The 17,761-nt window shown below is 73.7% G+C and carries 7 protein-coding genes; 4 read left to right on the top strand and 3 right to left on the bottom strand.

The features are described from left to right. Positions 1–96: 96 nt before the first annotated feature. Both DDJ31_RS37165 and DDJ31_RS37170 read right to left on the bottom strand, forming a co-directional pair. On the bottom strand, positions 97–5,007 hold the full coding sequence (locus DDJ31_RS37165) for a DNA-binding protein (RefSeq protein WP_171480952.1): 4,911 nt from the start codon (positions 5,005–5,007) through the stop codon (positions 97–99). Then, positions 5,004–5,870 (bottom strand): DUF4132 domain-containing protein, encoded by an 867-nt coding sequence (locus DDJ31_RS37170; protein ID WP_127176027.1) that lies wholly within the window; start codon positions 5,868–5,870, stop codon positions 5,004–5,006. The genes DDJ31_RS37165 and DDJ31_RS37170 overlap by 4 nt, the downstream gene beginning before the upstream one ends. A 551-nt stretch (positions 5,871–6,421) precedes the next feature. Here DDJ31_RS37170 and DDJ31_RS37175 point away from each other — a divergent pair. Both DDJ31_RS37175 and DDJ31_RS37180 read left to right on the top strand, forming a co-directional pair. After that, positions 6,422–8,611, top strand: coding sequence for a CASTOR/POLLUX-related putative ion channel (locus DDJ31_RS37175; protein ID WP_240677938.1), 2,190 nt, complete (start codon positions 6,422–6,424; stop codon positions 8,609–8,611). A gap of 109 nt (positions 8,612–8,720) precedes the next feature. Beyond that, positions 8,721–9,728, top strand: a complete 1,008-nt coding sequence (locus DDJ31_RS37180) for an ABC transporter substrate-binding protein (RefSeq protein WP_127176026.1) — start codon at positions 8,721–8,723, stop codon at positions 9,726–9,728. A gap of 235 nt (positions 9,729–9,963) precedes the next feature. Here DDJ31_RS37180 and DDJ31_RS37185 read toward each other — a convergent pair whose 3' ends face one another. Beyond that, positions 9,964–12,972, bottom strand: a complete 3,009-nt coding sequence (locus DDJ31_RS37185; RefSeq protein ID WP_127182415.1) for a glycoside hydrolase family 2 TIM barrel-domain containing protein — start codon at positions 12,970–12,972, stop codon at positions 9,964–9,966. Between the two features lie 307 nt (positions 12,973–13,279). Between DDJ31_RS37185 and DDJ31_RS37190 the strand changes: the two genes are divergently transcribed. Continuing rightward, the gene (locus DDJ31_RS37190) at positions 13,280–14,254 is read left to right on the top strand and encodes a right-handed parallel beta-helix repeat-containing protein (RefSeq protein ID WP_127176025.1); all 975 of its coding nucleotides are present in this window, start codon (positions 13,280–13,282) and stop codon (positions 14,252–14,254) included. Positions 14,255–14,297: 43 nt separating this feature from the next. Continuing rightward, positions 14,298–17,729, top strand: a complete 3,432-nt coding sequence (locus DDJ31_RS37195; protein ID WP_127176024.1) for a BTAD domain-containing putative transcriptional regulator — start codon at positions 14,298–14,300, stop codon at positions 17,727–17,729. The last annotated feature ends 32 nt before the right edge of the window (positions 17,730–17,761 follow it).

Consider the following 17,761-nt stretch of genomic DNA (forward strand, 5'->3'; position numbering starts at 1 on the left):
CGTCTCCTCCAGGGACGTGAGGCGTCCTCCTGGTGACGGCGTGCGGCCGTCGAGGCGTCCGCGCACCGCCGGGACCGACGCGACGCTTGGATCAGCTCAACGGCGGCGGCCGCGCCGTACCTTCAGCTCCTCGAACCGGGGCGCGTCACCGTCCTTGATCCGCTGCCAGGCCCGCCGGTACAGGTCCGCGACCGGTTCCAACGGCACGACCGCGCCGAACGGCGTGTCCTCGGTCTCCGGCTCCTGGGTGAACATCGGCAGCTTCCACCGCTCCAGCGGAACGGACGGCGCCGACAGCTCGACCCAGCCTCCGGGGAGGAACAGCGAGCGCCCGGCCCTGGCCCTGCTGGCCTCGACCACCAGGTCCGTCGCCGCCAGTTCGGCGCGGGCCGCCTTCATCCGGGCCGGCTTCCAGCCCGTCCAGCGGGCCGTCGCCCTGTCGGTCGGATCGGGCATCGCCAGCAGCATCAGATGGACGGTGGCGGCGTCCTCACCGAGGCCGTACTCCTTCGCCACCTCCGTGACCAGCTCGGGCACGGAGCGGCCCGGGTCCTGCGGCCACCAGGTGCCGTCCGCGTCCGGCTCGCCCGCCGCCGGTTCCCCGGGCGCCGCGATCAGCGCCGTGAACCGGGGGTCGCGGACCAGCCGCAGCGCCGACTCGGCCGGGTAGGGCCGCTGGTCGTCGACGCGCAGCGCGGGCAGGTACGGGTCCCGGCCCGACTCGTCGAGGAGGGCGACCCGGATGCCGGGCGACGGCTGGTCGTCGTGCGTGGGCAGGATCACCGCGCCGTACCGCACGAACCCCTCACCCACCTCGGTCGGTGTCCCCGCGGTCTTCCGGAACGCGGTGAGGCCGATGTACCTGCCGAGGTCGAGCACGAGACCGGGGTGGTCGAGCCGGTCCCGCACGGCGCCCAGCGCGGCCGGCAGCGCGGCCCTGACCGGGTCGCCGGCCGGCATCCGGTGGGCGAGCCAGGCGCAGAGCGCGACCGTGTCGACCAGGGTCTCCGCGGTGAAACCGACCCCGTCGTCACCGACCGGCCGGACCCGGTCGCCGTTGACCGCCCACTCCAGGTCCCGGGAGAGCCGGGGTTCGTCCCTGGGGCTCAGCAGCGCGGGCAGCGACTCCCGCACCGGCCAGCGCGCGTGCCGGAACGCGCGGACGGCGTCGGCCAGCACCGCCTCGGGCACGGCGGCCCGACGGCCCACCTTCTCGTTCCAGACCGCCGCGGCGGCGGCCACATCGGGCCCCTCGGTCCACAGCAGGGCCGGTTCAGCGGGCAGCAGCGCGCCGACCACGGCGGCCCGGACGCCGCCGTCGAGACGGCTCAGCTCGTCCTTGGCCAGCGCCGCGGGAGCGGCCTTCACCCCGATGAGGGCACGCGCCTCGGCGCTGAGGAAAGCCCGCTGATGGGCGTCGATCCCCGGCAGTCCGGCCACGACCAGCCGGGCCGTCGTCCCGGTGACGCCGGTGAGCCGCGCGAACTCCTCGGCCGCCGAGGGGAACCAGGGTGCGGGCCCGCGCGCGGCCAGCTCCGCGAGGAAGACGCCGAGCCGTCCCGTGTACTCCTCGCCGAGCGGGCCCGACGACTGGAGCGTGTAGGGCTCGGGTGTCTCGAACCGCCCCGCCGGATCGTGGAAGAACCCGGTGAAGGCACAGCCGTCGGCGGTCAGGTTCTTGTCGCCTGCGAGCGCCAGGAAGGCGCCGCCGCCCAGCGGCAGCAGTCCGCTCCAGGAGCCGTCCCGCCAGACGCCCGACGGGCTCCGCAGCAGCCCCCCGTCGAGGCGCACCGTCACCGTGCGCCACCGCGAGGACTCGGGACCGCCGGAGGGTTCCAGGGCGTCCAGCCGGGTGAGCAGGGTGCGCAGCACCTCGCGGTGCTCCTCGGACGTGGTGCCGGCCGCCGCGCGGAACGCCAGGGCGGTGCCCCGCGCGATCAGGCTCTCCAGGTCGGTGCGCCCGACGGGCAGGTCGGTGCCGTCGAGGTGCAGCCGCGCGGTCCGCTCCGCCGGGACGGCGGTGTCCGTGAGCCCGGCGGCGCGCTCCAGCGTCCGCAGGGTGCGGAAGACGGTGTCGGCCTCCTCGTCACGGTGCCACCAGCGGTTGCCCGAGCCGCCGAGCCCGCTCATCGCGTCGATCAGCACGATGTCCCGGGGGCCGGCCGGACCCTCGTCGTCGACGCCGCCTTCGAGGGCCCTGGTGAGCCGGGCCGCCGCCGCGTCGAGGACGGTCCGCTGGCCCGCCGCGTGGCGCACGACCCCGGCGATGCCCTCGACGAGCGCCGGGTGGGTGACCGGGAGCAGGTTCCGGATCACGCGGAGCAGCGCCTCCTTGTCGTCCCGGCCCGCGGCGGCCAGCAGCGCGGCGACCGTGTCCAGGTCGACACCGCGCAGTCCCGCCGAGCCCGCCGGATCGCGGGGCGTCAGGAACTCCCAGTACTGCTCGGGCGGCAGCAGCAGCGTGCCCTCGCCGAACTCACCGGGTGTCCGGTCGGTCTTGGCGACCGAGGTGACCACGCCGTCCTGGTCGACCAGTTCCAGCTGCCAGCCGTTGCGTACGACGGCACACGCGCGGTCGCCACCGGGGAACACCACCAGGGCGCACGGCCTGCCCGCCCGCGAGGGCAGGGTGACGGTGTGTCCGGCGAGGTCCTCCACCCGCCGGGTGCCGTCGGGCAGGTTCACGACCCGCAGCCCGACCAGACCGCCCACCGGGGCGGACGCGGGCGCCGGGCCCGCCGTCGGGGAGGGAAGCAGTCGGCCCTCGCTGAAGGTGCTGCCCTCGGGGGCGTCACGCGTCGCGTCGGCTAGGAACGCGGGAGCGCTCATCCGGCCCAGCTCACCGGTGGCCGGGTCGTACTCGTACCAGCCGTGCGCCGCACGGTCCTCCGGGTCCGTGTTCCACACCCAGTACGAGGAGCCGTCGTGGAGCAGCCGCCGGTCCCGGGGCAGGGTGGTGTCCCCGACGTGCAGCACGCCGCCGCCGGTGCTCCGGCCGCCGCCGGGCAGCGGCAGACTGTGCGGGAAGTTGCCCCGATACCAGTCCATCTGCGTGCCCCGGGGAGAGCTCTGGCCCTCCAGCGTCTCCAAGCGGCCGGCACGGGTGTGCCAGTAGCCGCGCAGCCCGTCCGTGCGGCTGCGCCAGTGGACGAGGAGTTCGCCGTCGACGTGGTGGAAGCCGGGATCCCCCGACAGGTCGCCCGCCGGGATCCGCAGGTCATGGGTGAGGACGGTGCCCTCGGGGCCGATCACCCGGGCCTGCGCGGAGCCCGCCACCACCAGGTGCGGCCAGGCGTCGGCGACGACCAGATCCTCGACGTTCCGCCGCGGGACGAGGTCGGCGGTGGCCTCCTCCCAGGCGGGCCAGCCCAGTTCGTCGAAGAGTCCGGCGCGCAGGGTGCGCATCAGGATCGGTGCCAGGTCGGTGGCGACGGCCGCCCGCACCTCGGGTTCGGCCAGCGCGAGCGCCTCGGCCGGCAGCCACTTCAGGCGGCCGAGCGCCTCCGGCAGTTCGGGCAGCCCGACCGCCGTGAACCGCTGGACGACGCCCCGCACCCACCGCGCCAGCAGCGGGCGCCCGCCCGGCGACGCGGCCAGCACCCGGATCGCCCGCAGCCCGCTCTCGTTGCCGGCGAACCGGTCCGCGCCCCGCAGGAACGCGCCGTGGAAGCGGCTGTCCCCGGCCAGCGCCAGCAGATCCCGCTGCCCCGTACCCTCCGCCCACTGCGTCAGCAGCAGCGCCCCGCCGGCGTCCTTGGGCCCGGCCACCGGAATGTCCAGGGTCAGCAGCAGGTCGAGCAGATCGAGGTCGAACGGCACGCCCAACGAACCACCGGAGGCGCGCAGTTCACCGCGCAGGACGTCCGCGATGCGCTCCACCAGCGGATACAGCTCGGGCAACCGCAGCGAGCCGTTCCAGGACCTGGCCCGCTCCCGGAAGGCGAGGAAGCGCTCAAGCCACCCCGCCACGCCGTCCTGCGGCCGCTGCTCGGCGGGCAGCCCGGTGTCCCACAGCCCCGCCGTGGCGCCGGACGCCTCCAGGATGTCCAGCCACATCGCGGGCATCTCCTCATCCCGGACCGCCGGGACCATGCCCAGCAGCGCGCCCCGGACCCGAGGTTCCCGCACGGCCAGCGCGATCAGCGCCGTACGGTGGCCGCGCCACCAGCCGACCGCCGCGCGCTGCGTGGCCGGAAGCTCCAACAGCTCGGCCAGATAGTCCTGTTCGGCCTGCTCGGCGTCGCGCTTCGCCGCACGGGCGAGGCGGCGCAGGTCGTTGGCCATCTGCGCCGACGGCGGCAGCCCGCCCGCGGTGCGGCGCAGACAGAGCCGGGTGAAGCGCCGCAGCGCCTCCTCGGGCGTGACCCGCGCGGCCAGCTCCTTGCCGTACGCCGAAAGCACCTTCACCGGGAGCGCCCCGGCCAGCGCGAACTCCAGGAACACGGCGTCCAGCCGCTCCTCCTCGACGACCAGCCCGTGCTGCGCCTCGGCCTTGCGGGCCCGGGTGAACAGTTGCGAGGCGTACGTCGCGTTCTCCTCGGCGAGGAACACCCGCCCGGCCTGCTCGTAGAACGTCGGCAGGAAGTGCGGCACCGAGGCCGCGAGCCGCTCGCCGAGCGCCAGGTAGGCGTCCAGCGCCGCCTTCGGCTTGGACCTCACCTGCCGGGCCGCCCGCTCCAGGTCCGGTACGACACCCAGTGCGTGGTGCCCGTCCTGCGGGTGGTGCACCAGCACCCACTCGGGGAAACCGAGCGACTGGCGCAGCCCGAGCCCCACCACGGCCGGCTCCGCGTCCGGCGCGAGGCCGAGGAAGCCCGCGGCCAGATCCTCCGCCGCGCCCAGCTCCCCGGCGACCAGCCGCACCACGACCCGGTCGTCAAGTCCCGGATGACGGTAGGCGCGTGCCGTCAACGGCACCGCCCGCTCGCCCGCCCCCTCGGTGTCGGCCGGCAGCACCGCGCCCGCCGTCAGCATCTCCTCGTACGACACCCGCGTCCCCCCGCTCATGCGTTCTTGCCTTCCTCGATCACGCGTCCCGCGTACAGTGCCGCGGCCATCCGCATTCCCTCCGACCAGGCCACCGGTCCCACCGCACGCAGCGGCAGCGCGCGGCCCTCCGCGTCCTGCCAGGTCAGTCCGCCGGTCTCCACCGCCTCGTCCCAGTACGGCTCCCCGATCCACACGCACGCCTCGACGGTGCGCGCGCCGTCCCGCACCCGGGCCGTGGCGTAGCCGCCCGACACCCGGTACCCCAGCGAACTGGCCCGCCCGGCGAGGGCGAACCGCGACCTGAACGAGCCGCCGGCGAACTCCTTCACCTCGGTCGCCTTGGCGTCGAGGCCGTCCGGCCGCCGCCAGGTCGCCCGGTGTATCTGCTCGACGCCCTGCGTGATGCCCAGCTCCGCAGCGAACTCCCGGATGTCGTCCAGGTCGGGCAGCAGCACCGGGTGCGGGAGCGTCACCGTCGTCGGGGACAGCCGTACCGTCTCGCCGTCCAGATTCACCACCCGCAGCTCGCCCGACTCGGTGGCGCCGCGCAGGAAGCCGACCTCGTCCGGGTCGTCGCCGACCACCGCGAGGTCCAGCAGCGCCGCCTGCCACGCCGTGTCGGGCCAGACCCGGGCCAGCAGCGTGGTGGGCACCGGCAGCGACGACACCATCCACGCGTCGACCTGGGCCACGCAGCCCGCGGCGTGCCGATCCAGCCACTCCGCGAACCTCCGCAGCCGGTCCACCTCCGGGTGGTCCTTGAGCGTGCGCGGCAGTGTCTTCAACTGCCGTCCCGCTGACCGGCCCGAGGTGGCGCGCGCCGCCACCCGCCCTTCCACCAGGGCGACTTCGTATCCGTCACCCGCCGAAAGCCAACCCACGAGCCCCCGCCTTTCGAGTCAAGACAACCTGAAGAAAGCACAGTTCAGCCGGGACATCCCGACGTCAGTGCGACGACGGGACAAACGCTAGCGGCGATCACTGACAATCGACCCTGAGCCCGGTGGGCGACGGCCGTCCGGCAGCCCTTCCGACGCCGACGAGCACCGACGAATGCCGACGAGCGCCGACGAGCGCCGACGCGTGCCGACGGACACCGACCGCGCGAACCGCCCCACGGGGACCCGGAGGCCGTGCGGGGACCGCGCGATATCGGCCAGTATCCGCACCCGGCCGATCGGAGGGGGCCGGTTGTCCACAACCCCGGTCTGATGATCGCAACATCGGCCCGGACCGCGCGGCCCGCAGCGCCGGCCCGCCCGGACCGCGCGGCCCGCAGCGCCGGCCACACCGCTGTCCCGTCGCCCGCTCTCCCGGCCCGCGAACCGCCGTTGCCTAAAAGAGTGAAAGACCCGGTCGCACGGCGTGTCGCGGACGGCGGAGCAGCACCCTTCGACACCAAGAACGACCCGAGGGATCGCAGGGGGCGCATGTGGCAGGACGCCGACGGCCGACACCGTTACGGGACCGGGCTCGCTACCGGTTCGACAGCACCCTGGCCCGCAGCACCGGCGTCCTGCTGGGCTGGCTCTCCGCCTGCTGCCTCTGTGTCGTCGTGCCGGTCAGCGCCCTCCTGGTGTGGACCGACCCCAGCTCCCCGCACACCTTCACGGGCCGGCTGGTGATCGTCTGGCGCACCAGCGCGGAGACCCTCCGGCTGAACGGCGTCACCGGCGCCCCGCTGCGCATGCTGCTGTCCGCCCTGCTCGGCGTGATCGCCCTGCTCTGCGTCTCGACCCTGATCGGCGTCATCACCACCGGCCTCGGCGACCGCCTCACGGAGCTGCGCCGAGGCCGCTCCACGGTCCTGGAGCGGCAGCACGCGGTCGTGCTCGGCTGGTCGGACCAGGTGTTTACGGTGGTCGGCGAACTCCTCGCCGCCCGCACCGGCCGATCCCGCGAGGTGGTCGCCGTCCTCGCCCACCGCGACCCGGCGGAGATGGACGAGTCGCTCAGGGCCGCCCTCGCCCTCCCGGGCGGCGCCCGCCTGGTGTGCAGAACCGGATCTCCTTCCGACCCCCGGGCCCTCGAAGTGGTCGCCCCGCACGCGGCCGGCTCCGTTCTCGTCCTGCCGGTCGAGGACCCCGACGCCGACCCGCAGGTCGTCCGCGCTCTGCTCGCGCTCAGGGCCCTGCTGGGCCGTCAGCCGGGCCCGCCCGTGGTGGCCGCCGTGCGGGACGCCCGCTATCTGCCCGCCGCCCGCCTCGCTGCCGGACCGCGGGGCACCGTCCTGGAGACGGAGCTGACGACCGCGCGCCTGCTCGTCCAGTCGGCCAGGCGCCCCGGACTGCCGGCCGCGCTGCGCGACCTCCTCGACTTCGCCGGCGCCGAGTTCCATGTCCGCGACGCCACCGCACTCGCGGGCCTGACCTTCAAGGACGCGGCCCTGCACCTCGACGACGCTGCCGTCGTCGGCCTCCTGCCACCCGAAGGACGGCCCACGCTCACCCCACCTGCGGAGACCGTCGTCACCGCCACGGACCGGCTCATCGTCGTGGCCCACGACGACTCCGCGGCGGCGTCGGCCGACCTGCGCGCGCACGTCGATCCGACGGCCGTCGCGCCGCCCGTACCGCGCACCGAGGGCCCGGTACGGACACTTCTCCTCGGCTGGAACCGTCGCGCGCCGCTGATCGTTCACATCCTGCGGGCCACCGCACGGACAGGCTCCACCCTCGACATCCTCACCGGCCCGCACCCCGACCCCGAACCGATTCCGCCCAGCGAGTCCCTGTCCTCAGGGCGCCTCGACACCACCTTCCACCCCGGCGACCCGGTCAGGCCCGAAGTGCTCCGCGCCCTCGACCTGTTCGGCTACGACAGCGTCCTCGTCCTCGGACCCGACGCGCACACCGGCCCCGAACAGCCCGACGACCGCACCCTGCTGACCCTCCTCATGCTGCGGTCGATCGAGGAGGAACACGGCCGGGCCCTGCCGGTGGTGGCCGAGCTGTCCGACCCCCGCAGCCGGCCGCTCGCCCCGCTGGGCCCGGCCGCCGACGTCGTAGTGAGAGGAGAACTGACCGCGCTGCTCATGACCCAGATCTCGCACAACCCGCCACTGGCCCCGGTGTTCGAGGAGGTCTTCGCCACCCGGGGTGGCGCACTCGCCCTGTACCCGGTGGGCGACTACCTGCGGCCCGGCCGGGAGGCGTCCTTCGCGACCGTCGTCGCGGCGGCGCTGGCGCGCGGCGAGTGCGCCATCGGTTACCGGCCGGGCAGCGCCGATCCCGTCCTCCGCGACCACGGCGTCCGGCTCGCTCCCCGCACGAGCGAACGGCGCACCTGGAACGCGGCGGACGAGATCCTGGTCCTGACCCGCCCCGAACCTCCGTCGGAACCCGGGGGCGGATCCGAGATCTCGGCCAGGACGGAGACCGGAGCCGAGAGCTTGACCGGTTCCGAGACCGGACCTGAGAGCTTGACCGGGACGGAGATCGGATCAGAGACCTCGACCGTAACCGGCACCGGGACCGAACCCCGACCCGCGCCCCAATCGGCCTCCGCAGCCGAGCCGTTCGCGGGGACCGACGCCCCGAACCCTCTCCCCGGCATGCGGCGCGGGCAGGACGGAGGCGGCTCGCCCGCCGTCACCCCCGAGGACGACCGCCGCACGCCTTGAGGGCGCGGATGGCGGATCGGCGATACCGCGTGGCGTGCCACCGACTTGTGTCGGCCATGGCTGGATTCATAGCGTTATTAGGTAAGGCTAATCTAAGTATTGGAACGCCGTGACCCTCGTAACCCCGCCCGCCCATGACGTGTCCCCGTCCCCTCGGGGCTCCGCGCCCCGCCGTCTGCTGACCGCTCTCGCCGTCGCCGTGACGGCGGTGACCCTCGCCGCCTGCGGAGCCGGCAGCGCGGGCGGCGACGCCGAAGCGGCCAAGACCCGGGTGGTCGCCACCGCGCACGGCAAGGTGACCGTGCCCGCCCGTCCGCTGCGGATCGTGTCGGTGCACGCCTGGTCCACGGAGTCGCTGTTCGACCTCGGCGTCAAGCCCGTCGGCATCGAGAACAGCGGCGCCACCTATGTGCCGCCGCGCTATCTGAAGCGCTGGAAGGCCACCGCCAAGGTGACGTCGGGCGCGGACATCGACTACGAGAAGATCGCGTCTCTCAAGCCTGACCTGATCGTCGGCGTCGACGTGCCCTACCTCTCCAAGGCGTACAAGAGCCTGTCGGCCATCGCGCCGACCACGTTCGCGGCGTTCGACGACACCTCCACCTGGGCCGAGTACCCGGACGCCACGGCCCGCTTCGTCGACCGAGGCACCCAACTGGCCGCGCTGAAGCGGACGTACGAGGACCGGATCGCGGCCGTGCGCAAGGAGTACCGGGCGAAGCTGGCGGACGCCCGCTGGGACGTGATCCAGGGCGGCTTCGACAGCGGCAACTACTGGATCTACGGACCCGGTTCACCCGTGGGGGACATCCTCGACCAGATCGGTGTGCGGTTCGCGTCGGCCTCGGCCGCCGTCCCCAAGGGCGACAACAAGTCCGTCTCCTACGAGCGCGCGGACCTGCTCAAGGACGCCGACTACGTCATCTACTACACGAACAACGACGGCTCGCCCGCCAACCACATCCAGAAGCTGTTCGATCTGGAGGCGTTCAAGCGGCTGCCCGTGGCGAAGGACAACCACCTGGTCGGCACCTCCGACTTCCTGCCCGGCTCCTACTCGGACGCGACGGGCGTCGTCGACAGCGTGGCGAAGATGCTGGACGCGACGGCGTCCTGACGACCGTCCCGCGACCTGGAACCGGAGGCACCCCCGGCGTGGACTGCACGCCGGGGGCGCCCTGCTCCCCGGAGTTCCCGCGGACGTCAGCCTGCCCCATCCGCCCCTGACCGTGGCGGACGTCAACACGCCGCCATCCGCCCCCTGACCGCGGCGGACGTCAACCCACCCCCACCCGCCCCTGACCATGGCGGAGGTCGGCCCGCCGCGCTCCGCGCCCCGCCCGTCGCGGACGTCAGCCCGCCGCGATCCGCAGCCTGATCGTCCTGGCCTCCGGGCGCAGCGCGAACTCCGGCCGCACGTCGGGTCCGCAGGAGCGTGAACCCAGCCCGTGCTGCGCCGCGTCGACGATCAACTGCGTCGTCGTCGTGACGGGAAGCTCGTGCGGGTGCGCGGCCCGGTCGAGCTGCTGCGGGGTGTGCCGGCTGAGCGTGAAGCCCGGACGGCGTCCTCGGGTGTCCGGGACCGCGGTGATCCGCAGCACTTCGGCCGCCCCGGCCGCCAGCGACAGCCGGCGCAGCCCGGAGCGGTGCCCGGTCTCCTGCGGGCGCGCGTAGCCGACCGAGAGATCCGCGACGGAGGAGGAGAACCGGCCCGTGCGGGCCGCCCGCAGACTGTCGGGGTACGACTCGAACGGCCCCAGCCCGAACCACTCGGCGCGGTCGACGGGCGCGTCCCCGTCGGGCAGTTCGAACCGGATGCCGATGCGCGGCCACACCGTCCGCCAGCCGGTCGACGGCGTGATCTCGACGCGCAGCTCCAGCTCACCGCCGTCCGCGCCGGTGCCGTCGAGCGACCAGACGGACTCCACCGTCACCGCCCGCCCGGAGTCCGCGGCCGACACCTTGTCGACCGTGCGCAGCGCGGACGGGCCGTGCTCCACGGAGACCCGCCGGGTGACGAGCCGGTCGAGGCCCTCCCGGCGCCACAGCTCGGCGTGGGAGACCCCGGCGACACTGGCGTCGCTGCCCTCGACCCCGTCGGAGGGGCTCTCGTCGTTGTCGGTCGGCGCGCGGAACAGTTCGAGGCGCGGACCGGACACCTCCCGGCCCGCGAGACGCACCAGCGACCCGTCGACGAAGTCGGCGATCCCCAGGGCCTGCGCCCCGCTCCCCGGCCGCCACCCCGTGCGCGGGCGCACGCCGGGAACGGGACGGCGCACCGAGCGGTCCGACTGCGCCGTCGCGACCACATGGCCCGCCGGGGCCCAGGCCGTCGCCTCCGCCAGCACCGCGTCGACGGTCAACCACGTCTCGGCGTCGGGCGACACGGTGATCGGCGGCAACGGCACGTGCTCCGTCCCGCCCGCCGCGAGGACCGGCACCTCCAGGACCCCGTCGGCCACCCGCGTCCCGTCGTGCTCGACCCGCCAGACGAAGCGGAGGTCGCAGCTGTCCGCCGAGTGGCGCAGGTTGGTGACGGTGAGCCGGTCGCCGTCGAAGGCGAGAGCGAACGGCTGCACCACCGCCCGGTACTCGTGGAGGCTCGGCGTGGGGACGTCGTCGCTCAGCAGCATGCCGTCCATCACGAAGTTGCCGTCGTGGACGACCTCCCCGAAGTCACCGCCGTAGGCGTGGTACGGGGTTCCGTCCGGGGTCGTGGTCAGAATGCCGTGGTCGCGCCACTCCCAGACGAAACCGCCGTGCAACCGCGGGTACCTGTGCACGAGTTCCTCGTACTGGTCGAACCCGCCGGGGCCGTTGCCCATCGCGTGGGCGTACTCGCAGAGCAGGAACGGCCGGGTGCGCTGCCGCGCGCTCTGCGCGGGCGTGCAGTTCAGCAGCGTCGAACCGGAGCCGTCGGAGTTGCAGGAGTTGTCGGACCCGATGCGCTCGGTCTCCGACACGCTCGCGTACATGCGGGAGTAGACGTCCGTGTACTCGCCGGTGTAGTCGCCCTCGTAGTGGACGGGGCGTTCCGGATCGCGGGCGTGCACCCAGGCGGACATCGCGGCGAGGTTGCCCCCGGTGCCCGCCTCGTTGCCGAGCGACCACATCACGACGCTGGGATGGTTCTTGTCCCGCTCGACGGTGCGTTCGATCCGGTCGAGGAACGCCGCCCGCCACGCCGGGTCGTCGCTCGGGTTGCCGACCCAGCCGACCTTCCCGAACCCGTGCGTCTCCAGGTCGCATTCGAGGACGACCCAGAAGCCGAGTTCGTCCGCGAGGTCGAGGAGCCGGGGGTGCGGCGGGTAGTGGCTGGTGCGGATGGCGTTCACGTTGAACCGCTTCATCCTGGCCAGGTCCTCGCGGGCGTGCTCCTCGTCGAAGACGCGTCCGCGTTCGGGGTGCGCCTCGTGCCGGTTCACGCCGTGGAAGACGACCCGGCGGCCGTTGACCAGGAAGCAGTCACCGCGGATCTCGACGGTGCGGAACCCCACCCGCAGCGCGATGGTCTCGGCGGCCGTCGACACGGTGACGTCGTACAGCCGGGGCCGCTCCGCCGACCAGGGGTGCACGTCGGCGAGCGGGAACGCCCGCACCTCGGCGGGCGTCGACCAGACACGTTCGACGCCGAGTTCGGGGATGCGCAGGGTCACCGGGAACGCCGTCGCGTCGGCCGTGATCTCCGGGTCGACGGTGCCGCGCCCGTCGTCGAACCCGGTGCGCAGCCAGACGTCGTCGAGGCCGCCCGCGGGCCGGGCGATCAGGGTGACGTCACGGAAGATGCCCGGCAGCCACCACTGGTCCTGGTCCTCGACATAGCTGGCGGCCGACCACTGGTGGACCCGGACGGCGACGACGTTCCCACCCGGCCGCACCGACGACGTCACGTCGAACTCGTGCGCGAGGCGGCTGCCGGCGGCGCTGCCGATCTCGACGCCGTTCACCCACACCTTGAAGACCGACTCGACGCCGTCGAAGCGCAGCACCACACGTTCCGCGCCCGACCAGTCGGCGGGCAGCTCGACCTGGCGGCGGTAGTCGCCGGTGGGGTTCTCGTCCGGGACGTGCGGCGGATCGATCGGGAACGGGAACTGGATGTTCGTGTAGATCGGCCTGCCGTACGCGCCGTCGCCCTCAAGCACCCAGTGGGCGGGCACGGGGAGGGTGTCCCAGCCGGCGTCGTCGAAGTCGTCGGCCGCGAACTCCTCCGTCACCGAGGCCGTGGGCGACAGCCGGAAACGCCATGATCCGTTCAAGGAGATCGCGGGCGCGTCCGAGCGCAGCCACGAACGGGCCGGACGCAGCGCGCCGCGTCCTGGAGCCGGGTCCGAGAGGTAGGCGGAATGCTCGGAGGACAACTGGGTTCTCAACTCTCTTCCGTACCGCCGCCAGGTCTCCGTCACCGCTCCCGGCAACGCTCCCGTGAACGTTCACGGGAGCGGTAACGGGATCGTTCACGGGCGGTGGCGACGGGGGTCGGGCGGGGTGGTTCGGAGTCTGCGCTCCGGTATTGAGGGGTGTCAAGGCTGCCGGCGAGCGGCGTCGGCGCGCGCACCTTCTTGACGGGGTCCCGTCACCCTTCTACCTTCACGACAACGAGTGTTCACGCATGGACACCTTGTTCATGTCCATGAATATCGACGAGATCACAGGAAGGCCACCCCCATGCGCACGCGTACCCGCACGCTGCTCACCTCCCTGCTCACCGTCGCGGCCGTCACCGGCGGTCCTGCCCTGCTGCCGGGACCTGCCTCGGCGACGACGCAGGCGGCCACCATCGAGGTCTCCACCGCCGCCCAGCTCAAGTCGGCGCTGGCCTCGGCGGCTCCCGGCGACACGATCCACCTGGCCGACGGCACCTACACCGGTAACTTCAAGACGACCAAGGCGGCCACCCCCGGTGCCCGCATCACGCTCACCGGATCGGCCGGCGCCGTCCTCACCGCGAGCGGCGGCTACGGCCTCCACCTCAACGGAGCGGCATTCTGGACGGTCAAGGGGCTGACCGTCACCGGCGGTCAGAAAGGCATCATGATCGACTCCGCGGTCGGTGTCGTCCTGGACGGCGTCACCGTCCACGATCTCGACATGGAGGGCGTGCACTTCCGCAACTCCAGCTCCGACGGCGTGATCAGGAACTCCCGGATCTACGACACCGGCACCGGCGGCAGCGGCATGGGCGAGGGTGTCTACGTGGGAACCGCGGGCGCGCTCTCCGACCGGAGCGACAACGTCCAGATCCTCAACAACACCATCGGCCCCGGTGTCGGCGGCGAGAACATTGACATCAAGGAGGGCACCACGGGCGCCCGGATCGTCGGCAACACCTTCGACGGCAGCGGCCTGACCGGCGCCAACTACGACGACTCCTGGGTCGATGTGAAGGGGAACGCCGTGCTGGTGGAGAACAACACCGGCACCCGCACCACCAACGACGGCTACCAGACCCACACCCAGCAGTCGGGGTGGGGCTGCGGCACGGTGTTCCGCAACAACCGGTCGACGCTGACCGGCGCGAGCGGCTCGACGCGCCTCGCCATCGACGTCACCAACTTCGGCTCCGGCTGCCCGACCACCGTCCACGGCGACAACACGGTGACCGGCGGCAAGGGGCTGACCAACATCGCGGTGACGCCGTAGGCAGCCGTCCAGGTCGCACCCCGAATCCTGTGACAATAGGACCATGCGTGTGAGTCTGCTCGGACCCGTGACACTGCGCCTGGAAGCCGGCGACCGGCCGGTCGCCGGGGCGCTGCTGCGGGGTCTGCTCGCCCGGCTGGCGCTCAGCGCCGGCCGGGCCGTGCGCACCGAGACCCTCGTCGACGCGCTGTGGGGGACACAGCCGCCCGCCGACCCGGCCAACGCCCTCCAGACCCTGGTGTCCCGGCTGCGGCGCGCGGTCGACGACCCGGCACTGATCGAACACGGATCGGCCGGGTACCGGCTCGTGCTCGACCCCGGGGCGGTGGACGCCGTCCGCTTCGAGGAACTGGCCAGGTCGGGCCGCCGTCTGCTGACCCGGGAGCAACACGCCGAAGCCGCCGCCACCCTGCGGGACGCGCTGGCCCTGTGGCGCGGGCCCGCCCTCGCGGACGTACGCGGCACCCCGTTCGCCGGGGCCGAGGCCGACCGTCTCGAACAGGGCAGGCTCGGCGCCCTCGAAGACCGGATCGAGGCCGAACTCGCCCTCGACGTCGACCCGTCGGACCTCGTGGCCGAACTCCGGTCCCTGACCGCGGAACACCTCCTCCGCGAGCGGTCGCACGCCCAGTTGATGCGGGCCCTCACCGCCGACGGGCGTCCCGCCGAGGCCCTGGCCGTCTACCAGGAACTGCGCGACCGGCTCGCCGACGCGTTCGGGAGCGACCCGGGGCCCGAACCGCAGGCCGCGCATCTCGCGATCCTGCGCGGAGGGGCACGCGGACCCGAACTCCGGCCGCCCGCGAGGCGATCCGAGCCGCCAGGCAATCTCCACGCCCCCACGAACCGGCTCGTGGGCCGCGACGACGACCTGCGCCGCCTCGCCGAACTCCTCGACCACGCACGGCTGGTCACGCTCGTCGGCCCGGGAGGCGTCGGCAAGACCCGCCTCGCCACGGCGATCGGGCGACGACTCATCCCGCGCGGCGGAGTCTGGCTCGCCGCACTGGCCCCGGTGGACGCCGACGGAGTGCCGAGCGCCGTTCTGGACGTGCTCCGACTGCGGGAGGGCCGACCGGCCGAGGGGGCAGGTCGTGCGGCGGAGGGGGCGGACGGCCCGGGGGAGCGGGAGGACGGATCCGCGGAGCGGGAGCACCGTTCGGCGGCGCGGGAGGATGGTGCGGCGGCGCGGGAGGGCCAGCGCGGCCCGGGTGCCGACGCCGTACCCGCCAGCCCTCAAGCCGTCGGCGTAATGGACCAGTTGGCCGAAGCCGTCGCGGACGACGATCTCGTCCTCGTCCTCGACAACTGCGAGCATGTGGTGGACGCCGTCGCGCGGCTCGCCGAGGCGCTGCTCGGCCGGTGCCCCCGGCTGCGGGTGCTGGCCACCAGCCGTGAACCCCTGCGTGCGGACGGCGAGTTCCTGCACCCCGTCCACCCGCTGGACGTCCCCGAACCGGGCGCCGCCCTCCAGCGGGTCCTCGGCTGTTCGGCCGCCCGGCTCCTTGCGGAACGGGCCGCCGCCGCCAGTCCGGGGTTCACCGTGGACGACGACTCCCTGGCCTCGGTGACGGAGATCTGCCGTCGCCTGGACGGTCTGCCGCTGGCGATCGAACTCGCCGCCGCCCGGCTGCGCACCCTGCCGCTCGCCGCGGTCGCCGCCCGCCTCGACGACCGCTTCCGGCTGCTGTCCCGGGGCAACCGCACCGCCCTGCCCCGCCATCGGACCCTGAGCGCCGTGGTGGAGTGGAGCTGGGACCTGCTGACCCCCGCCGAACGGACCCTGCTGGAACGGCTGTCGGCGGTGCCCGCGACCTTCACCGAGGACGCGGCGCGAGCCGTCGCCGCACCCGAACGCTCCGCCCACGACGTGGAAGACCTGCTGACGTCGCTGGCGGAGAAGTCCCTCCTCCAGCCGGCCGCCCGCCCCGACGCGACCGAGCCGCGCTACGGCCTCCAGGAGACGATCCGCGCCTACGGCCTCGACCGGCTCGCGGACCGCCAGGAGATCGACGAAGTCCGCGACCGTCACACCGCCTACTTCCTCCGACTGGCCGAGACCACTGACCCGTTGCTCCGTACGCGGGACCAAGTGGCAGCACTGGGACGGCTCTCGGCCGAACGGGACAACGTGCTCGCCGCCGTCCGCAGAGCCATCGACGTCAAGGACACGGACACGGCCCAGCGGTTCGGGGCCGCACTGGGCTGGTACTGGAACCTCCGGGGCGGTCCGCCCGAGTCGGCCGACCTGCTCACCCTGATCGTCGCACTCCCCGGCGAGTCCGCCGTCCACGCCCGGACGGTCGCCGCCCACGCGCTCGCCGTCCAGGCCACCGACGAACCGCACCAGGTGGAGACGGCGTTCGCCCGGCTGCGCGCCCTGCTCCCGCGACTCGCTGCGGACCCGCACCCGGTACCGGCTCTCGCCCGGCTGGCCCTCGCCGTCTCGGCGCCTCCCGACGAGGGCGCCCCCGCTGAGTTCCTGCTCACGCCCGGGAGTTCAGGCACCGAGGACGCCGCCGATCTCCTGGACGACCCGTGGTCCTCGTCGTTCCGGCTCCTCACCGGCGGTCTGCTCGCCCTGCACACCGGTGACGTCGACCGAGCCCGCGACGACCTCACCCGTGCCCTGCGCGGCTTCGAACGGGTCGGGGAGCGGTGGGGTCTCGGCATCACCCTGTCCACCCTCGCCTCGATCCTGCGGCTCGCCGGTGAGCTCGACGACGTCCCCGGAATGATCGCGCGGGCCAACCAATGCTTCGCCGAACTCGGCATGGGGGAGCACAGCATCGAGAACGAGGCCCAGGGCGCGCTGATCCGCGCGCGGACCGGCGATGTCGACGGCGCCAGAGGGGAGTTGACCGAGCTGCTCGACCGGGTCACGGACCTGGACGCCGCCGAGCCGCGCGCGCAAGTCCGGCTCGCGCTGGCCCAGTTGGAGTGGTGGGCGGGGAATGCCGAGCGGGCGCGGGAGCACGGTGAGGCCGGGCTCGCCGAGGGGCCGCCCGGCCGGTTCCCGCCCGCGCATCTCGTCGCCCTGCTGCTGGTGGTGCTCGCCCAGGTCGACGCCGGACGCGGACTCCCCGACGACGGCCTGCGCCGGCTCGACCATCCGGCGGTGCACCAACTGCTGGGCTGGGACACGCCGGTGGCGTCCCGGATCGCGGTCGCCGTCGCAGCCGTCGAACTCGCCCGGGGACGAGGGCAGAGCGCCGGGCAACTCCTGGGGATCGGGGCCCGGTTGCGTGGCGCCGAGGACCCCACCGACCCCGAGGTCGCCCAGGTCACCCGGGCGGCCACCGAGTTGTTGGGCGAGGCGGGGTTCGCGGCGGCCTACCGCGTCGGCCTGACGGCACCGCGCGGCCGGGCCAGGGAGCGGGTCGCCGAGATCGTCACCACACGGGGGCGCCTCCCGACGGAACCGGTCCCGCCGCCGCGCGTGAGCCTCGCGGAGGACCCTGGCCGTTCGGTCTGAGCCTGTCCCCAGACAGAGACTGGCTGAGCCGG

This window comes from Streptomyces griseoviridis (assembly GCF_005222485.1).
GTDB classification, from domain to species: Bacteria; Actinomycetota; Actinomycetes; order Streptomycetales; family Streptomycetaceae; genus Streptomyces; species Streptomyces hintoniae.